At 29.1% G+C, this 22,075-nt stretch carries 20 protein-coding genes; 7 read left to right on the top strand and 13 right to left on the bottom strand.

Going from position 1 to position 22,075, the window contains the following annotated elements:
* Positions 1 to 271: 271 nt before the first annotated feature.
* From B5G32_RS04830 to B5G32_RS04820, 3 genes are all read right to left on the bottom strand, one after another.
* Entirely contained in the window at positions 272 to 1,636 is a 1,365-nt protein-coding gene (locus B5G32_RS04830; protein WP_255374744.1) for an oligosaccharide flippase family protein, read from the bottom strand.
* 994 nt (positions 1,637 to 2,630) lie between these two features.
* Complete coding sequence (locus B5G32_RS04825; RefSeq protein ID WP_087936015.1) at positions 2,631 to 3,086, bottom strand: hypothetical protein; 456 nt, start codon at positions 3,084 to 3,086, stop codon at positions 2,631 to 2,633.
* A gap of 515 nt (positions 3,087 to 3,601) precedes the next feature.
* Positions 3,602 to 4,138: a VanZ family protein gene (locus tag B5G32_RS04820; RefSeq protein ID WP_087936014.1), complete on the bottom strand. Its 537-nt coding sequence runs from the start codon at positions 4,136 to 4,138 to the stop codon at positions 3,602 to 3,604.
* A 246-nt stretch (positions 4,139 to 4,384) separates the two neighbouring features.
* Between B5G32_RS04820 and B5G32_RS14115 the strand changes: the two genes are divergently transcribed.
* From B5G32_RS14115 to B5G32_RS14105, 3 genes are all read left to right on the top strand, one after another.
* Positions 4,385 to 4,669, top strand: a complete 285-nt coding sequence (locus B5G32_RS14115; protein WP_343286429.1) for an AAA family ATPase — start codon at positions 4,385 to 4,387, stop codon at positions 4,667 to 4,669.
* Between the two features lie 290 nt (positions 4,670 to 4,959).
* Positions 4,960 to 5,430 (top strand): hypothetical protein, encoded by a 471-nt coding sequence (locus B5G32_RS14110; protein ID WP_479684582.1) that lies wholly within the window; start codon positions 4,960 to 4,962, stop codon positions 5,428 to 5,430.
* Positions 5,354 to 5,884 carry a PD-(D/E)XK nuclease domain-containing protein gene (locus B5G32_RS14105; RefSeq protein ID WP_239386192.1) on the top strand — a complete coding sequence of 177 codons (531 nt, stop codon included), beginning with the start codon at positions 5,354 to 5,356 and terminating at the stop codon, positions 5,882 to 5,884. Before B5G32_RS14110 ends, B5G32_RS14105 begins: the two co-directional genes overlap by 77 nt.
* 107 nt (positions 5,885 to 5,991) lie before the next feature.
* On the opposite strand, the gene B5G32_RS04810 is transcribed toward B5G32_RS14105, so the two are convergent.
* From B5G32_RS04810 to B5G32_RS04795, 4 genes are all read right to left on the bottom strand, one after another.
* A complete protein-coding gene (locus B5G32_RS04810; protein WP_158093972.1) occupies positions 5,992 to 7,014 on the bottom strand; it encodes an ISL3 family transposase in 1,023 nt (340 codons plus the stop codon).
* A gap of 42 nt (positions 7,015 to 7,056) precedes the next feature.
* Entirely contained in the window at positions 7,057 to 7,347 is a 291-nt protein-coding gene (locus B5G32_RS04805; RefSeq protein ID WP_087936012.1) for a transposase family protein, read from the bottom strand.
* A 187-nt stretch (positions 7,348 to 7,534) separates the two neighbouring features.
* A complete protein-coding gene (locus B5G32_RS04800) occupies positions 7,535 to 8,962 on the bottom strand; it encodes an LCP family protein (protein ID WP_087936011.1) in 1,428 nt (475 codons plus the stop codon).
* 16 nt (positions 8,963 to 8,978) lie between these two features.
* Positions 8,979 to 10,400: an LCP family protein gene (locus B5G32_RS04795; RefSeq protein WP_087936010.1), complete on the bottom strand. Its 1,422-nt coding sequence runs from the start codon at positions 10,398 to 10,400 to the stop codon at positions 8,979 to 8,981.
* A gap of 308 nt (positions 10,401 to 10,708) precedes the next feature.
* On the opposite strand from B5G32_RS04795, the gene B5G32_RS04790 reads away from it, so the two are divergent.
* Together B5G32_RS04790 and B5G32_RS14370 are read left to right on the top strand one after the other, a co-directional pair.
* A complete protein-coding gene (locus tag B5G32_RS04790; protein WP_239386191.1) occupies positions 10,709 to 11,773 on the top strand; it encodes an IS110 family RNA-guided transposase in 1,065 nt (354 codons plus the stop codon).
* Between the two features lie 587 nt (positions 11,774 to 12,360).
* Positions 12,361 to 12,972, top strand: coding sequence for a DUF6431 domain-containing protein (locus B5G32_RS14370; protein ID WP_479684584.1), 612 nt, complete (start codon positions 12,361 to 12,363; stop codon positions 12,970 to 12,972).
* Between the two features lie 89 nt (positions 12,973 to 13,061).
* Here the strand turns inward: B5G32_RS14370 and B5G32_RS04780 are convergent, their stop codons facing one another.
* From B5G32_RS04780 to B5G32_RS04760, 5 genes are all read right to left on the bottom strand, one after another.
* Entirely contained in the window at positions 13,062 to 13,247 is a 186-nt protein-coding gene (locus tag B5G32_RS04780) for a hypothetical protein (protein WP_087936008.1), read from the bottom strand.
* 2 nt (positions 13,248 to 13,249) lie between these two features.
* Entirely contained in the window at positions 13,250 to 13,843 is a 594-nt protein-coding gene (locus tag B5G32_RS04775; protein WP_087936007.1) for a hypothetical protein, read from the bottom strand.
* Complete coding sequence (locus B5G32_RS04770; protein ID WP_087936006.1) at positions 13,843 to 14,994, bottom strand: AAA family ATPase; 1,152 nt, start codon at positions 14,992 to 14,994, stop codon at positions 13,843 to 13,845. The genes B5G32_RS04775 and B5G32_RS04770 overlap by 1 nt, the downstream gene beginning before the upstream one ends.
* A gap of 257 nt (positions 14,995 to 15,251) precedes the next feature.
* Positions 15,252 to 16,385, bottom strand: a complete 1,134-nt coding sequence (locus B5G32_RS04765; protein ID WP_087936005.1) for an AbiH family protein — start codon at positions 16,383 to 16,385, stop codon at positions 15,252 to 15,254.
* 18 nt (positions 16,386 to 16,403) lie between these two features.
* Positions 16,404 to 17,570 carry a ComEC/Rec2 family competence protein gene (locus tag B5G32_RS04760; RefSeq protein ID WP_087936004.1) on the bottom strand — a complete coding sequence of 389 codons (1,167 nt, stop codon included), beginning with the start codon at positions 17,568 to 17,570 and terminating at the stop codon, positions 16,404 to 16,406.
* Between the two features lie 247 nt (positions 17,571 to 17,817).
* On the opposite strand from B5G32_RS04760, the gene B5G32_RS04755 reads away from it, so the two are divergent.
* Positions 17,818 to 19,293 carry a nucleotide sugar dehydrogenase gene (locus B5G32_RS04755; RefSeq protein ID WP_087936003.1) on the top strand — a complete coding sequence of 492 codons (1,476 nt, stop codon included), beginning with the start codon at positions 17,818 to 17,820 and terminating at the stop codon, positions 19,291 to 19,293.
* 169 nt (positions 19,294 to 19,462) lie between these two features.
* Positions 19,463 to 20,401, top strand: a complete 939-nt coding sequence (locus tag B5G32_RS04750) for an IS30 family transposase (RefSeq protein ID WP_087936002.1) — start codon at positions 19,463 to 19,465, stop codon at positions 20,399 to 20,401.
* A gap of 77 nt (positions 20,402 to 20,478) precedes the next feature.
* Here B5G32_RS04750 and B5G32_RS04745 read toward each other — a convergent pair whose 3' ends face one another.
* Entirely contained in the window at positions 20,479 to 21,567 is a 1,089-nt protein-coding gene (locus B5G32_RS04745; RefSeq protein ID WP_087936001.1) for an NAD-dependent epimerase/dehydratase family protein, read from the bottom strand.
* Positions 21,568 to 22,075: the final 508 nt, after the last annotated feature.

Raw genomic sequence — 22,075 nt, 5'->3', positions numbered from 1 at the left:
GTGCGCAGGGCCATTGCATCAGGAAGCTGTTGAGGGTCATCTATCATCTGGTAACGACAAATCAGCAGTTTGATGCATCGTTACTGAGATAGAAAGAAAATGAAACCGTATTCAAAAAAAGTCTATTCCATAGGCTATTTTCGTCATGCCCAAAAACACAAATCGTATTCACATTTCAAAGATCTTACATATTGATTAGCTACCATAATCAAATCATTTAACATTTTCAAACTTTTTCATCAAATGACTTGAATTTTATATAGTTAGCTCCTTATTTAATATTTTTAAAATTAAAGAAACTAAGAAATGTATAAATAACAAATCCTATACTTACTGATAAAATTAAAAATTGCCAATTCTCTCCATAGAATAAAATTTGATAAACAATTAAAAACATGACTATTCCTGAAATAATATTTCTAAAAATATATTTAAATACAACATTCCATTCAAAATTATTTTTACATAGTATAAATTGAACAATCAAAACAGAAAGTTCTGCAAGTACAGTTCCCCATGCTGCTCCTAGAGCATACCAATAACGGATTAAAAACATATCTGCAACCAAATTTACAATTCCACCTACAACTAAAGATAATATCCATATATTATCTTTTTTATTTGGTAATAAATATCCATTTCCAATTACATTAGAAAAACCAATAATTGGTAATGTCAAAGACAAACATTTAACTATGCCAGAAACTTTATAAAAATCTATTCCAAAAAAAAGTTCAACAAATATATGACTTATAGCTAATAATCCAAAAAAAGAACCTATACTTAAAAATGTATTTAATTTAAACATTATATTTATATATTGATTCTGTTGTTCATACTGCTTTTGATGCGTAACATGTGATATTCTAGGCATCATAACTGTTGAAACGACACTAAATAATGCAACCGGTATAGCAATAATTCTTTCAGCATAAACATAAAATCCTAATTCTGCATTTGTAGACATAATACCTAGTAACGTTTTATCCATTTGATGATATATATTCATTGCCACTATAGGTACAAATAGTATTATCATTTGTTTTAAATGATACAAAATTTTTCTATAGTCAGGTTTTACAAATGTTATATATTTGGTTAAAGCTATCCATGTTAATAGTTGACCTATTAATAAAGTAGATGCATTAATAAATAAATATAATCCTATATCTAGATGACTATGAACAAATAAAAATATAAGTATAATACAACATACTTTCATCAAAACATTTCTAAAAATAGTAATTTTAAATTTTTCAATACCTGCATAAAACCAACTAATATCAACAATAGTTGCTAAAATATTTAATGAACTTATTAAATATAAAATTTGATCATTTTTGTAATAAAAACAAAAAAATAAATATATGACGAAAATAATACTTCCTACAATAAAATGAACAAAAAATATATCCATAAAAATTTGACTAAGCTTTTTTTTATCATTTCTCACAAATGCAATTTCTCTATTCCCATATACAGAAACTCCTAAAGAGGCAAACAATATAAAATAATTATTAATATTAGATATAAAAGATGTTCTTCCAATATTTTCAGGGCCAAAAACTCTTGCTAAATATGGAGATAAAATAAAAGGAATCATCATCATAAAAAATTGATATCCCATTTGATAAATTAAATTTTTTTTAACAGAAATATTTTTCTCCCCCTTTGTTTAATTATTTTCCTTTATAACTGCGAATAAATAATTTTAAAGCACTTTTAAAAAACTTTGATTTATTTTGTCAACTCTCGATATAGTTTCCCGCTAAGTATGACACATAATTTTCTTTAAATACATTAGATATACCTTTCTCTAAATCATTGATATTTAAAACACTACTAACTTCAACCAAAGATTATTTAATGAATGTATTTTAAATTTTAGTTATTCATTTTCCTATTTTTGACCAACTCAAAAGATATAACAACTTGATGATTTTTTGACAATCTGATTCCAAACTTATTCTATTCATAAATGTTATACCTCTCACTAACTAAGTTCTTGCCCCAAACTAAGTTCGCTCAACATATTTGTGAATGACTCCATTAAGCTTTTTTACTTAATCAAGTCCAAAAAGAGTATCACCAGAGCAACCATTCTTATCACATGAAACTGTGATACTTTATGTAGTGGTTGTCATGCATGTCACAATATCCTGAATTCATAAAAGTTGTATAGTATACATCAATACAATATCAAGAAATGACAGAAGAATTTATAAGAGGCTATTCAAGAAAAGGGATACCATGGGTATATCTTGAATCATTTCATGCATTAATCAAGAGAGAATGGTTAAAATTCTATAAGATTAGAAATTATGAAAAAGCATATCGATTGGTATTTGAATATATTGAAAGATTTTACAACATGAGTAGAATATATGCTCATTGTGAATGTCATTAACCAAACAAATATCAAAAAAACAAGAGTCAACACAAATCAACTCAAATAACTTTTATGATAAATTCTGCAATTAAAGTTATCATATACACATATTAACCCTCCTTTGATAATGAGAAATCATATTTCAACTTGTTACAACTTATAGACTATCACCTAACAGTTTTACTCCCATAAATAGAATGATCAAAAAAACAGCTACAATAGTCATCAAAGAAAGAAAACATTACTGATAATCTTCATTGTAAGTTGAATAAATCAATGCAATAAGCTCCAAATCGCTTCTAAAAAATCGCACTTTATCTTGTCCAATCCAAACAATTTGTCCTTGCCATGTACAATGTTGTCTATACATAACCTTAACTGTAAAAATGTTTTTACTTTCCATCGGAAATTTCAATGATTTATCCAAATATCTTTCAAAATTACCTGAATTTAAATCTTGATATTCTAATGGAATATTGATTGATTTATAATCTGAGACAAAGCTTCGATTTTTTTTATCATATTTTGGAATATTAAAATCTTGCATGATTTTGTCCATAATAAGGACTAACTCTGTTAAATCATGAAATTGTACGCTTTCCTTTAAAACTGGGCTATGCAGATCTCCACATATTTCACATTTTTCATGTGGAAATATTGCAATTATAAAATACATATCTTTTGTAACAAATGACATTTTTCCCAACTCCTCTCAATATAAAGTAAAAAATGAACGATAAAGTGAACATTTTCGAGCGTTATTTTTTACATGATTTTTTGTATAAAATCTTACATTTTTATTAGTTTTAAGCCCTTTTTGAACTCAATTTTATTATAAAATCTATTGAACGATAATGTCAACTTTTTGCATGCAAAATTATAAATTCACATCTCTGTGTGACTGCTCGTATGACCACCTTAGAAATGTATTTTGAAAGATACATAATATTTTAACTACCTGCCGAGAATTAATTTCACTATTTTTCACTTACCTTTTACTTCATTATCTTCCCGTATTTGAACATTTGAAGCATTCATATATCAATAAAATAAAATTATTTATTTTATTTTTCAAGAACAAAACAGATTATATATTGACTTATTTATTTTATATAAAAACAACTTTTCTATCTTCATAATTCATAACTTTATTATTGATTATGCAAGCTGTCAAATAACAAAAACAAAAGGTAAGAATCACATAATTCTTACCTAATTAATTTCATATGCACCTTTAATTAAACCCTTATGTTTTTGATATTTTGTCATGATTGTATACATAATACAATAAATAATTAATGCTGCAACGATACCCAATAATGCTCCACTTGTATCAATTAAACAGTCTGTAAAACTGGCTCCTCTACCATCTACAAACATCTGATGAAATTCATCAGATAAAGCATAAATAAAACAAAATAAAGCAGATATAAACATTCTTAATGTCATTTTCATATTAAATGTAAATAAAACAATCATAATGTTTATACTTAATATAAAATAGATACTCATATGAGCCAGTTTTCTAAAAAACAATTCTATCAAAGCATAATGTTCTGGAGTAATAGATATTCTTAAATCTTTACCTGTAAAATGATAAACAGCTTTATTAAAGACCTGTACACAAAAATCACTCAATTCATGCGATGAAACACCCGTATCCATTGAAAATCTAAAGATGACAATCATCCATATTAATGTTGTTAATATTGCAATAATTCTTAACCTTACTTTTACTTTGGGATTCATTATATCCCTCCTATCTTGATAGCATTATAATGATCTTTATCATAAATATCAAGAAATTTATTCTTAAGAATTTCTTAACAAAAATGTTACGAATTCATTAACTCAATTGCTTTTTGATATATATACTCATGGTATTTTACTTATACAAATGGTATAATAAAACAGAAAAGAAAGCAGGTGAAAATGTATGGGATTATATCTCAATCCAAGAAATGACAGTTTTCAACAGGCAATTAACAATCCTATATATATGTAGATAAATCATTACTGATTAACTATACAAATCAATTAATAGGTACCGGTGATAATAAGCTATGTGTATCAAGACCTAGACGCTTTGGAAAGAGTGCAGATGCTAATATGTTAGTTGCCTATTATTCTAAGGGTTGCGATTCTCATCATATTTTTGATTTACTCAAAATCAGCCAAACTGATCATTATTTAGAACATCTTAACCAGCATCATGTCATTCATATTAATATACAAAGCTTTTTAAGCAATACACACAATATTGATAAAATGATCCAATGACTAACAATGAGAATTTTAAATGAACTCAAACAGGAATATTCAGTCACTTTCTTTGATGAAACAAATCTTTCATTATCTTTAGAAGATATCTACGTATCCACAAAAATCAATTTATTTTTATCATAGATGAATGGGATTGTATATTCAGAGAATATGTTCAAGATAAAGAAGCACAAAAACAATGTTTAGATTTTTTATGAAACCTATTGAAAGATCATCCATATGTAGAACTTGCTTATATGACAGGGATATTGCCTATTAAAAAATATGGAACACACGGTGCCTTGAATATGTTTGAAGAAATCTCTATGATTGATCCGGGATTATTATCTGAATTTATGGGATTTACTGAACAGGAAGTTTATGATTTATGCTTAAAATATAATATGGATTATAATGAGATGAAACAATGGTATGATGGCTATCGCATGTCCAATGATATTTCTGTCTACAATCATCGCTCTGTTGTTTATGCTCTTATGGACAGAAAGTATGAAAACTATTGGACATCAACAGAAACTTATGAAGCCCAGCAAGTTTATATAGATATGAACTTTGATGACTTGAAAGATAATATCGTTCAATTATTGTCAGGAAAGAGTGTAGATGTTAATACAAGCAAGTTCCAAAATGATATGACAACATTCAAATCAAAGGATGATGTCTTAACACTTCTAATACATCTTGGATATCTGGGATATAATAATTCAGATCATACCTGCTATATTCCTAACAAAGAAGTATCAACAAGCTTTCATTGATTCCATAGAAGATTCAAACTGGGAAGAAACGACAAAGGCATTATTAAATAGTCGTGAATTATTAGAGGCAACATGGAGAAAAGATGAAGAAGCCGTTGCCAGATATATCGAAGAAGCACATCTGAACACATCAATATTAACCTACAACAATGAAAATACATTAGCCTATACATTATTATTGGCATATATATCAGCGAGAGATTATTATACAATCATCAGAGAGATGCCAACAGGAAAAGGGTTTGCAGATATTGCATTGATACCAAGACATGATAAACCTGCTATGATTATAGAGCTAAAATGGAATCAAGAAGTCAATACAGCGATAGATCAAATCAAAGAGAAAAAATATCCAAAAGGATTAGAAAAGTATAAAGATAACTTACTGATTGTCGGAATCAGTTATAATAAGAAAACAAAGAAACATATATGTCATATTGAAAAACACCAATGAGATGGGCGCTTTAAATAATCGCGGGGTTTTATAAAAAAGCTTTAAAAAAATTGTGGGGCAGAAACACCCCACTTTTATTTTAAAGGAAATTGCAGACATTCATTATTTTATTTCCTTTTTTTATATTTTCCTCTATAATTACCTATTCTTTTAATACTTTCTTTATTTTCATTTATTAGATATTTTTCATATTGGTTTTGTGAATAAATGAATTTGTTCCTGGCTCTTTTAAAATTGCTTAATCCATTTGCATTACTTATAATTTTCTTTATATAGTTATTCTTTCCTTCTATAGGTCCGTTTGAAAGTCTTCTTCCATCATACCAATGAAATGAATTTAATATCTCCTGTTTCCAGTTTGTGAGTGTCTTTGCACATTCAATCATCTCCTGTATATTTGATAATTTCATTCTTTTTATTAATGAATCGAATTCTTTTGTTTTTTTATCTATATCGAATGTCTTCTGATTTTCATTATTGAAGTTGATGTATTCTTCTTTTATTTTATAGGCTTCATTGAGTATGGGATTGATTTGAAGGATTCTTTCCTTTAAGCCTAGTTCAGTTGTTGTATGTCCTAAAACTCTATCATAGTAGAATTTTTCAAAGTTTAAACTGTCTTCATTCTTAAGAATAATATAATATCTGCTTTTAAGAAGTTTGTAATCTACAGAATTTTTAAGTTCATCAGTAGAATACTTCTTCATGATTCTTTTTCTTACCTGATTCAATGAATCATTAACTTTTTTGACTACATGAAAAGGATCAACGCAGATAATAGCACTTTTAAAAAAATTATGAATAATGAACTTATAATTAGAATACATATCTATAATGATATATTTAACTTGATTTCGTTCTTCAAGAGGAATGTGGAAGAAATAGTCATAAAGATCTTCACTCCATCTGGATTCCACAATATCAATAATATATTTTTTAGAAAAATCCATAATCATAAAAGCATATTTCTTTTTTACATGTCTGTTGAAATAGAATTCATCAAAACAAAGGATATGAGTAAGAGTTTTTCTTTTGATTTGAACATGTCTATCGAAGATATCAACAACAGTAGAAACAGAAACACCATATTTTTTAGCTACAGAAGAAAATGTAGAAGTGTAAGGTTTCAAATCATTAAGAATATTGATAACAGTAGAAGCAGTAAGGATATGTCAGGTACCAGTAAAGGGAGAATATTCAACGAAGGACTTGCCACAGTCCTTGCAGCAATAACGACGTTGTTTATAGAAAATAAAAGAATGAGAATGAATTAAAACTTTATGATTTAATTTTCTGATTTTATAATCTTTAATTCTATCGGTTAAAGAACCACAATGAGGACAAACCTGAATAGATCTTTTAAGAATAATAATAAAATCAGAAGATTCAGTTTTGGTAATAGATTCAATAAAATCCAAATCTTTTTCTTTTAAATCAAGAAGTTTAATGATAAAATCGTTCATGAGGAACCTCCTTTCAAGATATAAATGTCTGCAAACATATATTATATCAGGAGGTTTCTTTTTATTATGAAATTACCCCATTTAGAAATTAAAGCAGAAAAAGGCAAACCCCGTAATAAAATTAAAGGTTAAGGTTTACCCCGCGATTATTTAATATACCATGAGATGATCTCTCATTGATGTTTTTTTATTTTCCATTGATTACATAATCAATTCTTTCCTTCACTGCCTGTAATTCTCCATCAGCGGGATAGAAATAATATTGATAATAATTTGTTCTGACTTCATCATAATGCCATTGATATTCACCTTCAATAGAATGATTCTCCATTGTCTGTAATTCAGGTAATAAATCTACAACAAGCTGAAAAGCTTTGAAAAAGTCTTCTTTTGGTAGATTCGTTGTAAAATTACTTTCTAAAGAATCAATGACACTCATCGCATGATTATATGTTGGTTCTTGAGCAAACTTTGTAAAAATAGCTTTTATTAATTCCATTTGCTGATATCCACGTGAACGTTCATTTAATGGAAGCATTTTTCTTGCTCTGGCAAACATTAAAGCTTTTTGACCATCCACGTGATTATATCCTTTTTCAAAGTGATACTCTCCTGCATCATATGTATAATGACTATAAACTTCTACACCACCTAATGCATCCACTAAGTCCATTAAACCATTAAAATTAATCTTTGCATAATAATTGATTTTAATATCTAATTGATCTTCTATACTGGCTATAGAGGATTGAATGCCACCCCACCAGCCACTATAAGATAATTTACTACTAGCATCTTTACAAGGAATATAAACAAATAAATCTCTTGGTATAACCTGCATATTCACTTTCTTTGTATGAGGGTTAACTGTTAATAAAATATTCACATCTCCCCTACCTGTTGAATTAATATTATCTCCTGAAGATAAGTCAGCACCTTGAAGATAGATTGTAAATGGTTCTTTAGAGATGTCTACATCTTGTGATGTCACTTTTTCTAATGGATAATCTTTTGACAAAATAACTTGGATATAATCTTCATAATTTTCATCTATGACTGATAAATCACTTTTTCCAATATTTGTCAAAACTAATAGCTCAACTTTATGATTCTTTAATGCCTTATAAGCCAATTCCATATTTTGATATGGTTTTTCTGTTTTCACTTTTTTATTATTTTCTTTTAAAATTTCTGTAGAATGTTTGTAAGATGAATCATCATCTTGACTATAAGCTAAAGTCAAATCATCAAAAGATTGTTCTTTAGTAATATTGGCATCTTTTAAAGCTACAATTGAAACAGTTTCCACTTCATTTGTTTCTGTAATCTTATCAGTAAATGTTGTGACTTTGTTGACTGCAAATACCCCTACTATTAAACATATGCACACAATGATTTCTAAAAACAGAGAAACTTTTGGTATTTTATAATGTGCGAAACCTAATAGTGCAACAACAATTGTAAAAATAATGATTGCTATTATAAAAATCATTGTTGGAAGATAAATAAAGATTTGTGAAAAACAATATATTCCTAACATTAAAATCAATATCCATAACACAAGTGTTATTTTTCCTATAATGGATGTTCTAATATATTTCAAATATTTATCCATGATTGACCTCCATTAATTAATGATTTCCCTGAACCTCTTTAATTTGAGCTACACATTGACTCACACTATCTTCATCAGGAATCATATAATATAATCTATTACCTGGCATATAGGCTCCACCTGTTAACATAGCTCCATGTCCCTGTAATTGAATTTGTTGAATATCCCAGCTAGACATATCACTTAATTGCATTTTAATTAAACTTGTAATTTCATCAGAAGTCATATTCGTTTCAAAGCAACCGTCAATATGATCTAGTATAGATGAATAATTGGTAATAATGGCAGGTGACATCATTTTATTAAGCATAGCTTCCAAGACTTTTTGTTGATTTTGTACACGATGATTATCACCACTCTTATAAGAATATCTTTCTCTAGAGAATGATAAAGCTTTTTTTCCATCCATTTGATTAATACCTTCATGAATACCTAATTTTGGAATATCTTGATCCGAATAAACCTCTATTCCACCTAAGGCATCAACCATCTGAATCAATGATGTAAAATTCACTCTGGCATAATAATTAATATCAATTCCCAAGAAATTTTCTAAAGTTTTGACTGAATTTTCAACTCCTGCAAGTCCTGCATGTGTCAATTTATCTTTTTGTCCCATATTTGCAAGAGTGACATAATAATCTCTTGGAATACTTGTCATTAATATTTTCTTCCTTTGAGGATTGACAGTCACAATCATATTCACATCTGATCTTGAAACTGTAGATACTGGTCCTGTTGTATCAATACCACTAATAAAAACATTAAATGCATTTTGTGTCACACTCACATCTTTAGAAAAATCTTCAATTTCTTCTGTGATTTCATATGTATATAAAACTTTTGTCTTTTTATGAAAATCTTCATGAATTTCATCAAACAATGCTGATTGTGCTTCATTCATATAGATACCAGCTGTTTTTTGATCATATAAATGATTAGACATTTGTACATAATCTTCTTGCCCTTGAATTGAAAGATCAACTTCTTTATTTAATGCATCTATTGCTTCAGCCATATGTTCATCATTCACATTAGCTTCAATACTTTGATCTTTTAAATCACTCAGTTCCTGATATGAACTATCATCTAATACATATAATGAAATACGATTTGTCTGTGTATGATCACTTGTTAAACCATGGATGGCACTATTTCCTTGTGAAACTGCCATACACCCAATCACTAACATAATACTTATAACAAGACTGATGATATGACTCACGATTAATCTTACTTTTTGTGCATTTCTCATCAAAAAGAAAATACCAACACCTATTAATATCTCAATTGCTATAATAATAGCAATAAATATCATAGGCAATACATTTAATTGTATTAAAAAGATAGCAAAAACAATTGAAATAATGATTTGAATTAATAAAATTAATTTCCATTGTATCCACTTTTCAAACAAATTTCTAAACATATTAACCATACATTCCTTTCCGCCTGCGGCTACAAGGCACACATCGTTATGGATAATTCCTTGCTTGTGCAGGCATTTTATTTTATATTCTTACTGAAGGAGTCTTATACTACAAAGCACGGTAGGGTGAGTTGTAGATTTCTGCAGCCCGTTCAGTTCAAAACAGTATATTAACCAGTGCAGGGCTGTACTTTTCAAGCACACATGAGTATCGACATCCTAGTCTGCAGATTAATCATTGACTTGAGTTAATCTTTTAGTGTTGTTCAGCCAGTCACTGAGCTCCTTCTCTATAATCTGAAAGGAGCTTTTTATTTATGGAAATTGTTTACCCTAGAGCCTGTGGCGTTGATGTGCACAAATCCTTCATTGTTGCGGTGATCTGCATCTCTGAATCCATCAAGCCCAAGTATATTAAAAAAAGATTCTCAACCTTCAATAACCAGTTGATTCAATTTAGAGAATGGCTTATCGAGAACAACTGTCAAAATGTATGCATGGAATCCACTGGCAAGTACTATATTCCTGTATACAATGCATTGGAAAGCCACATTTCCAATGTCGTTGTTGCCAATCCTAAATGGGTCAAGGCTATCAAAGGTGAGAAGGATGACAATAAGGATGCCAAATGGATTGCCGATCTCTTTAAATTTGGTATCGTCAGATCAAGCTATATCCCTGAAAAGGATATTCGTATCCTCAGGGAATTTACTCGCTATCAGTATAAGCTTGTCAATATCCGTTCTTCTGAGAAGAATCGTTTCCAGAATGCCTTAACCACTGGAAACTGCAAACTTGACCTTGTTTTCACTGATGTCTTTGGTAAATCCGCTTCCTCTATTGTCGATACTATTTTATCAGATGAACCCTATACAAGTGAAGATATTCTTTCTAAAGTTCATGGAAGATGTAAATCTTCTACAGAAGATATTCTCTCTGCTGTTGAAGGAACTGATTTGAATCACTTTCAAAAAGAAAGAAGCAAAATCGTTCAGAAGCATATAGAATATGTTGATTCCCTTCTTGATGAAGTTCAGCATCACATTGACATGATGGTTCTAGCCTATGAAGACTATATTCAGCTTCTGATGGCAATTCCTGGTATCAGCAGAAAATCTGCTATCATCATTATTTCCGAACTTGGCATCGATGTGTCCCAATGGTCAAATGCTCGTAAGCTAGCCGCATGGGCTGGACTAGCTCCCGGACGCAATGAATCTGCCGGAAAGAAAAAATCCGTAAAGATTTCAAAAGTGGTATCTACCTTAAACCATGCCTTGTTCAGGTTGCATATGCTGCTGTCAAGGATAAGACATGCAGCTACTATGCAGAAAAATTTGACAGAATTTCCAAGCGTCGCGGCAAGAAGCGTGCCATCATAGCGATTGCCAGAAAGATACTTGTAGCCATCTACCATATACTCAAGACAGGTGAAGTCTTCAATCCATCAGATATGGTAGATGTTGAAACAACGAAAGAACAGCGCATCGCTTATATCACAAACAATTTCAGAAATGCCTTCAATCAGCTCAGCCGAACTGGTTTGAGTGAAGAAGTAATCTTAAACATTATCATCAAGAAATCAGGCAACTCACCCCAAACAGAATAGCTTTCCATTTGGGGAAAGGGGCATTATGCTCTTTTTTAGCAAAATCTATATTTCCATTCCTATTTTTTATTCAGATTAATATCCCTTCCTTATTTTCTATAAAATAAACAACTACATCATACATGATATAACCATATTTTTCAACTTATCTTGACATCTCCCTCCATCTTTAGAGTTTTTTCCTTATTATTATCTACAATGTTGAATGCCAAACTAAATAAAAAGAAAAATAAAGAAAATAGTCAAAATAAAAGAAAAAGTCTTATCAAAGTGAATGAATAAGAAATAATCACTTTAAATGATAAGACTATTTTAGTATGATAATAGTTGGAAAGGAAAAGGATAAAGCCTCTCACGCCAATGCTAGCCTTTATCCTCTGTTCAAAGAACACTTATATGATAACCTATTACTCAAACACATTCAATCAAAACTTTTCTAAAATGCAAACATTTTATAATGAATGTCTTGAAGATCTTAATATCGCTTCTCTAGAATGTTCATGTCATCACAAAGGACATCTTATCAAGCATGGCTTTTATACGCGCAAAATAAAAACACCAGATGGCATTATGACCCTTAAAATTCAAAGATTCAAATGTAAGCATTGTAATCATACACATGCATTTTTACTATCTATCATTATTCCTTATAGTCAAATTCTATTTCATGACACTCTATCCATTATTCGCTCAAGTACTATGCAGGATTTAGATCAGCTTATGATTGAGAACCCAAATATAGATGAATCTAATATTTCTTACATAAAGAAACAGTATTCGATGCATTGGAAACAAAGACTACTATCTGAAAATATTCAATTAGATAGTTCTTTGGTTTTTCAGTGCTTTTTTCATTTTAAAAGACAGTTTCTTTCACTTCTTCCGTTGATTCTTCATGAACAGGTTCAATTTTGTTATAAATTGGAGACTCTGTCACTTCAATATTACAATAACAAAATTGAGACTATATAAATGGATTTATACTACATTTCGAATCAATTATATATTTCAATTGATGCTTCAGTTATATATTGATGATGCATAACGTATAAAATAATCAATTATTCATCGGTCAAAGATAAAATACCTAAATCGAAAAATGAAATACTCAATAAGCTTAAAAGCTTATACATACTAGATTGATGATAATATTTTTCTTCTTCTCCAAAAATCTTAACATTTATGTGACCAAAATTATCAAGATCATTTTCATTAAAATTATATTCACATAAATTCTTTAAACTCATAATCATCGCCATGCAGCATTTTGCATACTTTCCTGTGTTATCCTATTTTGATGATATTGATTAGAATCAAGATAGCTTTTTAAATCATGAGATTGTGTATAACTGACTTGCATATCACTTTCAAAACAAGAGATAACATAGGATTCAATACATGGATAACTCAACAAAAGTAATCCATTTCCCACATAATCTTGATTATCATCTCGTGAATGTGATAAATGAATTAAAAGCTCTTTAATAAGCCCACTATTTTTATTTGACTGAGGATCTCTATCAAAAATATAGAATATTGCTGCATTATTTACGTCTATATCATATTCACTCATTAACATCTTGTAAATAGAATCAATATATTCTGTATAACTACTAATTGAACTTATATTTGAATTTTCTGATTTGATTACACATATTCTTGAGTTAAAATCTTTTTTACTTTTAAAAGTATAAGCATTTTTCGTTGCACTTTTCACCTCAATAAATGTATAGTCAAGAATCTTTGTAAAAATATGCTTTAATAAAGAAAATTCTTTAACAAGTCCCTCTACAATATAAATAACTTGCCCTACCTTTTTATCTTTATTTAAAACGATGTTCATCATTTTTTCTCCCTAAAATTAGGAATACCATCAAAAATACCAGACAAGTACATTTTCTCTAGATTTTGTGACTGTCTTGGACTTTCTGAAGAAAATCTTTTTATGATACTTCCTTCATTTCCTTTAAAATCAACTGCATAAATTTGGTCTGGTCTTAATAGAGATGTTTTTAATACATTAGTAGAATGGGTTGCAAAAATAAGCTGTGAATTTTTAGAATTTGTTAAAATATATTTAATGAGTAATTCCTCTAATTCATTATGGAAAGAAGCGGCATTAAATTCATCTAAAATAAGCATTCCATCATTATTGACAATATGCAATATCGTAGGTATCAAAGGAATCAATTCTTTATTACCTTGAGATTCCATATATAAAGGCATCCAATAATCACACCCCTCTTTTTTCACAAAGAATTCTTTTTGATTGCCTAAGTTAATAGTTGTATACTCACCTACCATAGATTCATTAGTATACTTCAAACTATAACCAATTTTAGAATCCTTCATAAAATGATTCATTCTATCGACTGCTTCTTCTGATATATTATCTTGTAATTTATTTAAAACCATAGGACTAAAGGCAACATTTCTTTTATTAGAAAAATCCCAGTAAATAGAATTTTGTAAGAAAGAAAACCATTTTTTTAATACAGGAAATTGAGAAAATTGTGTATTAAAATAAATTGTTCTTAAAAACAGCACATTTTTAGCAATAGAATCTCCATGGTAATAATCAGTTTCAGTAATATTTGTTTTAGCTTCTTGTCCCAAACGTGTCAATAATGGTTGATTATCCAGACATAGTTTTTCACTCACAACATGACCATCACGACTAAAAATCATTTTATATAAGATGTCATGTTGATCTATTTCAAACAAGTAGCTTAACTCTAAGTTTTCTTGTGTATATAAACACATTTGAAGTGGTAAGCCTATATCTCTATCTATAAACAATAGGTCTAATAAAACTGAGATTGCATGTATAGCGTTAGATTTACCAGACGAATTTGGACCAACAAAAACCACCCCTTTAACTATTCCATTTGCAACATGAGTATCCTCCAAAAAACCATATTTTGTTGCTTTTAAATCAATGATTGTTTCATTTTTAAATGATTTGTAATTTTTAACAAAAACTTTCTTTAACATGTTTTTTCACCGTCCTGTAAATTTATAACAGATAAAAATTATATAAGTGTATTTTTTTTACACTTATATTATACTATACATTTATTAATTTATACAATAAAAATATTTATCATACATTTTTTAGAATTAAAATAATTGTTATTTTAAGTAAAGTCATTTGAAAAATTGCTCTCCAATAAAAAATATTTTATTTAATTCAACATCACTAAAAAAATATTAACTTAAATGAGTAGTAAAATTATTGTATATTCTATTTATTATTTTATAGTCATACTACTTATCTGTTCCGCTTTCTGTTTATCTTTGACTATAAATTCATCTTTTAAATTATTTTCTCTAAATTGTATTTTATTAATATTTGTATAATCAATCATTATGTCTTTACCCAATATTTTTGTTAAATTGGCGACTATGCCATTTAATGCCTCCTGCTCATAATAATAAATATATATTCTTGTTTTATCTCTTAAAGATATTTTTTTAATAATATCTCCATCTACTTCATTAATAGAATGACCAAATATAATGATTTCTATGATTTCTTCTTTATGACTGAGCCATTCTATATATTCATTTCCAGTTTTATAAATAATCCTTTGATAATATTTTTGAAATTCAATAAATTCATAATTATCTTCAGCATCATTAATTTTATCACCTATACCAAAAACCATCTGAAATTGTTCATCAATATTCTTTTGAACATTTCCATGAATAAAATGTGTTGGAATATTCTTATTATATAATTTACTATATGTATCCGTGTAATTAAAGTTAATAACATAATCAATATTTAAACTCTTAAAAAATTCATACCTTGTTTTTGTATGATTTAAGAACTTTGATAAATAACAACAAAGCAACCATGTTAATTCATTAAGATCTAATAATAATTTTTCTTTTATTTCACCAATAGCCAATCGTAAACTTGCTTTTTTTGAATGAGAACCAATATAAATAAACATATTCACAATTTCATCATTTTCCTCTTTTCCTCTTATTGAACGCATATGTTTATTCTTATAATGTTTAGATATATACACTATTTTCGCAATTTCCTGTGCAATAATTCCTTCAATATCGCACCAATGTGGATCTTTTAAAGACTGCCTTTTTTGAATACAATTTAACCAATAATTATTCTTACAAATATCAATCATTTTTCTCAATAATTCATCACTAATAATATTTTCTTTTAAAATCACATTCACTGCTGATTTTTTAAAGCCACATTCAATAAATTCATGATAAATACGTTCTCTAAAAGACTCATCAATATCCTCAACATCTTTGTTGTGAAACACCATACAAAACTCATAAAAATTAATATACTTTGTATATAATCCATGAGCTATATCAAACCCATTTCCAATCATTAATATTCTCTTCATCTTTTTAATCCTTATCCATTATTTTATTTCTATATATCCATCACTACAATGATTTTTCTTTTTCATGATTATTTTTCCATCCTTTATCACATCATTTGTAATAAGAATTTTTGTTTTGTTTTTCGTCAACATATCCAATATTTCTTGATTTGGATGAGAATCTTTTGCTTTACCAAAACGACCATTATCATGTGAAATAATAGCAACCTCAGGATTAATCCATGATAATATTTTACTTGTGAGATTATTCTTGCTGCCATGGTGAGGAACTTTTAAATACTGAGAATATATCAATTCATTATTATTTATCAAACGCTTGAATACTTTCTTGCTGGCATCCCCTGTTAATAAGAAGCTAAAATCTTCTTCTTGATATCGAAGCACAAGACATGTATCATGACAACATTTAGTATATTGACGATATATCTTAGATAAACGTTTTCTTGTTGGTTTATGATGAAAAGCCATTAATAGTTCTCTATTTCTCATAATAAAATCTACTACATAATTTCTCCTTGATATATCATTATTATTTTCATAACTAAATAATCTATTTTCATCTAATATTTGATATTCTTCATTAAGTACATTAAAATTACCAAAAATATATTCATTGAATTGATCAGCAAACTCTTTTTCAAATAAAGTATAAAACATCTCTTTTAATTCATTTTCATCACATTCTTGAATCCATTTATATACATTAAGATATTGAGGTGGATTCAAACATCTCATACAGCCATAAAAAATATCATCTTGATGACAGACCTGTATATGGCTACTTTTTGATAGACTCACTAAAAAATTATAGTTATTAACGATATCATTTAATTCATTAATAAATTCTATGCAATCCTTTGCACTTCTGATTCCTTTTAAATTCAATATTGCTTTTGCGATTAAAGTTAGTTCATCTAGATAATCAGGAACATAGATATTGTTGATACGATGAAATTGAGAACCAATAAAATATCTCAAACCACCCATATGATCATCATGATGATGAGTTAAGAATATATCAATATCATTATATTTTGCTTCTTTTGTTATATCTATATTTCCAGGTCCTAAATCAATATATATAGTCATTTTTGCATTTCTGTCTCCATCATACAAAGCATTAAAAACAACACAATCTCCCTGTCCAACATTCAATACTTTAATATTTCTAACTAATCTACGCATACTATCACTCCAATCCTAAAAAAACACATTGTATATGCTTATATTATACTATAAAAAATATATAGCACATAGTATATAAATTGTTAAAACATATTAATAAACATAAATCAATCTATATTACAAAGTTATTATAAATAACATTATGATAGCTATAAAATTAATGATTGCATAAATATCCCAAACATTATATACTATATATGTCTTCTATATAAAAAATGTTATTTATAAAAACAAAGAGAGGTAAAATATGAAAAAATTATCACAAACATTACTTGCATCAACAGTCATGAATGCAAGAAAACACAAAAATATGACGCAACAAGAATTAGCAGATTTAACTGGTATCAATAGAGCTATGATTAGTCGTTTAGAATCTAATGACTATATGCCTTCTATTACTCAATTAGAACAATTAGGTGAAGTTCTTGAGTTTGAACCATTTGAATTATTTGTTAATGAAAAAGAAAGTAAACATACACAAAAAGAACCACTTAATATTGCAGTAGCAGGTACTGGTTATGTTGGTTTAAGTATTGCAACATTACTTGCACAAACTAATCATGTAGTAGCTGTTGACATTATTCAAGAAAAAGTGGATATGATCAACAATAGAAAGTCACCTATTCAAGATGATTATATTGAAGAATACTTAGCAACAAAAAAATTAGATCTAGTAGCTACAATGAATGCTAAAGAAGCATATAAGAATGCTGACTTTGTTGTTATTGCAGCACCTACAAACTATGATAGTCAAAAGAACTACTTCGATACATCAGCAGTAGAAAACGTTATTGAACTTGTATTAGAAGTTAATCCTCATGCTATTATGGTTATTAAATCAACTATTCCAGTAGGATATACAGAATCAGTAAGAAAAAAATATAACACAAGTAATATTATCTTCTCACCTGAATTCTTAAGAGAATCAAAAGCATTATATGATAACTTATATCCTTCTCGTATTATTGTAGGTACGGATACAAACGATGAACGCTTAGTTAAAGCTGCTCATACATTTGCTCAGTTATTACAAGATGGGTCTTTAAAAGAAGATGTTGACGTTTTATTTATGGGATTCACAGAAGCAGAAGCTGTAAAACTATTCGCTAATACATACTTAGCATTACGTGTATCATATTTCAATGAATTAGATACTTATGCTGAAGTCAAAGGATTAAATACACGAGAAATCATTAATGGTGTATGTTTAGATCCACGCATTGGTAACCATTATAACAACCCATCATTTGGTTATGGTGGATATTGCTTACCAAAAGATACAAAACAATTACTAGCAAACTATGATAATGTTCCACAAAATATGATGAGTGCGATTGTGGAAAGTAATCGTACAAGAAAAGACTTTATTGCTGATCAAGTATTAAGTATTGCCGGAGCTTATGGGGCTAATAGTTCTTGGGATGCAAATAAAGAAAAAGAAGTGATTATTGGAGTTTATAGATTAACAATGAAATCAAATTCTGATAACTTTAGGCAATCTTCTATTCAAGGTGTCATGAAACGTATTAAAGCAAAGGGAGCAACCGTTATAATTTATGAGCCGTCACTTGAAAACGGTACTACTTTCTACGGTTCCAAAATTGTAAATGACTTAGATGAATTTAAAAGAATCAGCCAGAGCATCATTGCGAACCGATACGATGACTGTTTAGATGATGTAAGAAAAAAAGTATATACAAGAGATTTATTCCAAAGAGACTAAATATAATTAAACTAAACTAACTTCTAACTATAAAATAACCTCCGCCAGAAATCACAGAAAATGTGACTTCTGATAGAGATTATTTCCTAAATTAAAATTTAAAGTGCACCACTAAGGTGTGCTTTTTTGATACAATAAAGGAGCTCACCCGACGAAAAGGAGCTCCCATATGAATTATAAACATTTAGATGAAAAAAAGAAAGCACAAATTGATATTTTGCATGAGTGCAAATGCTCAATGAGAGAAATTGGAAGACGACTCAATATCTCTCATTCTACTGTTTCCAGATATCTTAATAAGATTCATAAGCCACGATCGATACCTGATATTCACATCAAATATAAAGATTTTATCGAATATCTTATCGAGCGTTATGACTGGAGAGTCAACTCAATTGAAGCATGTGTCTACAAATTTAAGAAATACTATCCAACCAAGCCATCAGTGAGTGCACAACAGGTTTATAACTGGATCAATGACGGAAAGATAGAAATCCAACCAAAAGATACCTGCTATAAAAGAAGAAAGAAAAAGAGAAAAAGAAAAAATGGAATGATGAACCACCTCAAATGGAATCTAGATCATAAAACGGTATTACCAATAAGATTAAGGCCCAAATACATAGAAAAAAGGGATGAGCCAGGGCATTTAGAGATAGATTCAATTATAGGCAAGAAAAATGAATGTGCCAGCATCATATCAATCGTAGATAGATGTACAAGGGTGGTGTGGCTAATCAAGGCAGAAGGAAGAAATGAATACTATATAGATAAGCTGATAAGAAAATATATAGAAGAAAATGAAATAGAAGTAAAATCAATAACGGTTGATAATGGCAAAGAATTTGAGGCGTTGGGAATCACAGCAAAAAGAATGAATGTAAAACTGTATAAATGTGATCCATATTGTTCGTTTCAAAGAGGGACAAATGAAAGAGCAAATGCACTGGTAAGAAGATTCATACCAAAAGGAAAATCAATGTACAACATTGAACAACAATACTTAGATGATACAAGCTTTAAAATCAACTCAATGAATAGAAAAATGTTTGACTTTAAATCAGCATATGACATAGAATGTGAATATATGATAAATGGTGCACTTTAGATTTTAACAAATAAAATAACCTCCGCCAGAAATCACAGAAAATGTGACTTCTGATAGAGGTTATTTTATTTGTTCTATTACAGGTAGAACTCCTTATACCACTCTGCAAATCTTCTCAAACCTTCACGAAGGCTTGTACTTGGCTTGAATCCAAAATCACGCTCCAAAGCAGCTGTATCTGCATAAGTTACTGGAACATCTCCAGGCTGCATCGGAACGAGCTTCTTATGTGCTTCAAAATCATAATCTTCCGGAAGTACTCCTGCACGAATCAATTCCTGCTGCAGAATATCTACGAAATACAGTAGATTCTCTGGGCTGTTGTTTCCGATGTTATAAATATTGTACGGCGGTACCGGAAGCCCATCTTCCCCTGTTGCTTTCTGCGGTGCACACTGCATAACTCTTTTCACCCCTTCCACGATATCATCTATATATGTAAAATCTCGTTTACAGTTACCATAATTAAAGATCTGAATAGTATCTCCTGAGCAAAGTTTATTAGTAAATCCAAAGTATGCCATATCTGGTCTGCCAGCCGGTCCGTATACCGTAAAGAAACGAAGCCCAGTAGACGGAATATTATAGAGTTTAGAATAAGCATGAGCCATCAATTCATTGCTCTTTTTGGTTGCTGCATACAAGGAAACTGGATTATCTACCTTATCATCTGTAGAATATGGAATCTTCTTATTTGATCCATATACAGAAGAAGAAGAAGCATATATCAAATGCTCTACTCCAGTCTCACCGTTATCGTAAGAATGTCTACAGGCTTCAAGAATGTTATAGAAACCAATTAAATTTGATTCTACATATACATCTGGATTTGTAATAGAATATCGTACACCAGCCTGTGCAGCTAAGTTTACAACAACTGTCGGTTTATAATCTCTAAAAATACGGTCAATCAAATTTCGATTTGCAATAGAGCCTTTGATAAATGTCCAGATGGATTCTGGATGTTTATCAATTTCTTTATCAATTTCTGACAGACGAAACTCTTTAATAGAAACGTCATAGTAATCATTCAAATTGTCAATACCGATAATATTTACCGGTGATTGCGTACGGATTAACTCCAATACTAAATTACTTCCGATAAAACCAGCAGCACCGGTCACCAAAATCGTCTTTCCTGTTAATGCTATATTTATTGATAACATAATATATATTCTCCTTTACCAGAGGTCATACGCCTCTTTATCAGTCAATAATCTTATATTTCTTAATTATCTTCACACGTTGCTTACCAATCTTGATAGTATCAACTGCTATGCTCTTTTTGTAATGTAATATACCAGATAACTTGGCTACCAGCAAAAGATACAGTTTCTTTTTCACGTAGGAATATCTTGTTGAAATGGCCCTCTTTATGTAAGAAAGAAAAAATACGTGAAGTAAATTACTCTTCTTTCTGCATTTCTGTACAAAATATGCTTTTTTTGTCATCAATCCACGTACAATTAAACTGTTCTCCATTATATATTTGAATACTAAAAGATGTCACAGATTTGACGTATACCAACACCAGCTTCCAGAAAATGCTTAATCGTATGACAAGATTAAGAACAACAAATAATCCGTATTATCCAAATTCCAAATATCTCTAACATCTATTTTTATTTTAATTAGATGCTCAAACACATCTTTGAAGAACAGTATATTCCAATT

The organism is Massilimicrobiota sp. An80, assembly GCF_002159255.1.
GTDB classification, from domain to species: domain Bacteria; phylum Bacillota_I; class Bacilli_A; order Erysipelotrichales; family Coprobacillaceae; genus Allocoprobacillus; species Allocoprobacillus merdigallinarum.
This window is presented reverse-complemented; position numbering and strand designations above follow the sequence as displayed.

Excerpts from the sequence above, each read along its gene's own strand:
- B5G32_RS04760 (WP_087936004.1), bottom strand. The coding sequence starts at position 17,570 with ATGCGTAGATTAGTTAGAAATATTAAAGTATTGAATGTTGGACAGGGA.
- B5G32_RS04795 (WP_087936010.1), bottom strand. The coding sequence starts at position 10,400 with ATGGTTAATATGTTTAGAAATTTGTTTGAAAAGTGGATACAATGGAAA.
- B5G32_RS04805 (WP_087936012.1), bottom strand. The coding sequence starts at position 7,347 with ATGAACGATTTTATCATTAAACTTCTTGATTTAAAAGAAAAAGATTTG.
- B5G32_RS14110 (WP_479684582.1), top strand. The coding sequence starts at position 4,960 with ATGTTTGAAGAAATCTCTATGATTGATCCGGGATTATTATCTGAATTT.
- B5G32_RS04775 (WP_087936007.1), bottom strand. The coding sequence starts at position 13,843 with ATGAACATCGTTTTAAATAAAGATAAAAAGGTAGGGCAAGTTATTTAT.
- B5G32_RS04780 (WP_087936008.1), bottom strand. The coding sequence starts at position 13,247 with ATGAGTTTAAAGAATTTATGTGAATATAATTTTAATGAAAATGATCTT.
- B5G32_RS04755 (WP_087936003.1), top strand. The coding sequence starts at position 17,818 with ATGAAAAAATTATCACAAACATTACTTGCATCAACAGTCATGAATGCA.
- B5G32_RS04825 (WP_087936015.1), bottom strand. The coding sequence starts at position 3,086 with ATGTCATTTGTTACAAAAGATATGTATTTTATAATTGCAATATTTCCA.
- B5G32_RS04800 (WP_087936011.1), bottom strand. The coding sequence starts at position 8,962 with ATGGATAAATATTTGAAATATATTAGAACATCCATTATAGGAAAAATA.
- B5G32_RS14370 (WP_479684584.1), top strand. The coding sequence starts at position 12,361 with ATGCTAGCCTTTATCCTCTGTTCAAAGAACACTTATATGATAACCTAT.
- B5G32_RS04790 (WP_239386191.1), top strand. The coding sequence starts at position 10,709 with ATGGAAATTGTTTACCCTAGAGCCTGTGGCGTTGATGTGCACAAATCC.
- B5G32_RS04765 (WP_087936005.1), bottom strand. The coding sequence starts at position 16,385 with ATGAAGAGAATATTAATGATTGGAAATGGGTTTGATATAGCTCATGGA.
- B5G32_RS04820 (WP_087936014.1), bottom strand. The coding sequence starts at position 4,138 with ATGAATCCCAAAGTAAAAGTAAGGTTAAGAATTATTGCAATATTAACA.
- B5G32_RS04750 (WP_087936002.1), top strand. The coding sequence starts at position 19,463 with ATGAATTATAAACATTTAGATGAAAAAAAGAAAGCACAAATTGATATT.
- B5G32_RS04770 (WP_087936006.1), bottom strand. The coding sequence starts at position 14,994 with ATGTTAAAGAAAGTTTTTGTTAAAAATTACAAATCATTTAAAAATGAA.
- B5G32_RS04745 (WP_087936001.1), bottom strand. The coding sequence starts at position 21,567 with ATGTTATCAATAAATATAGCATTAACAGGAAAGACGATTTTGGTGACC.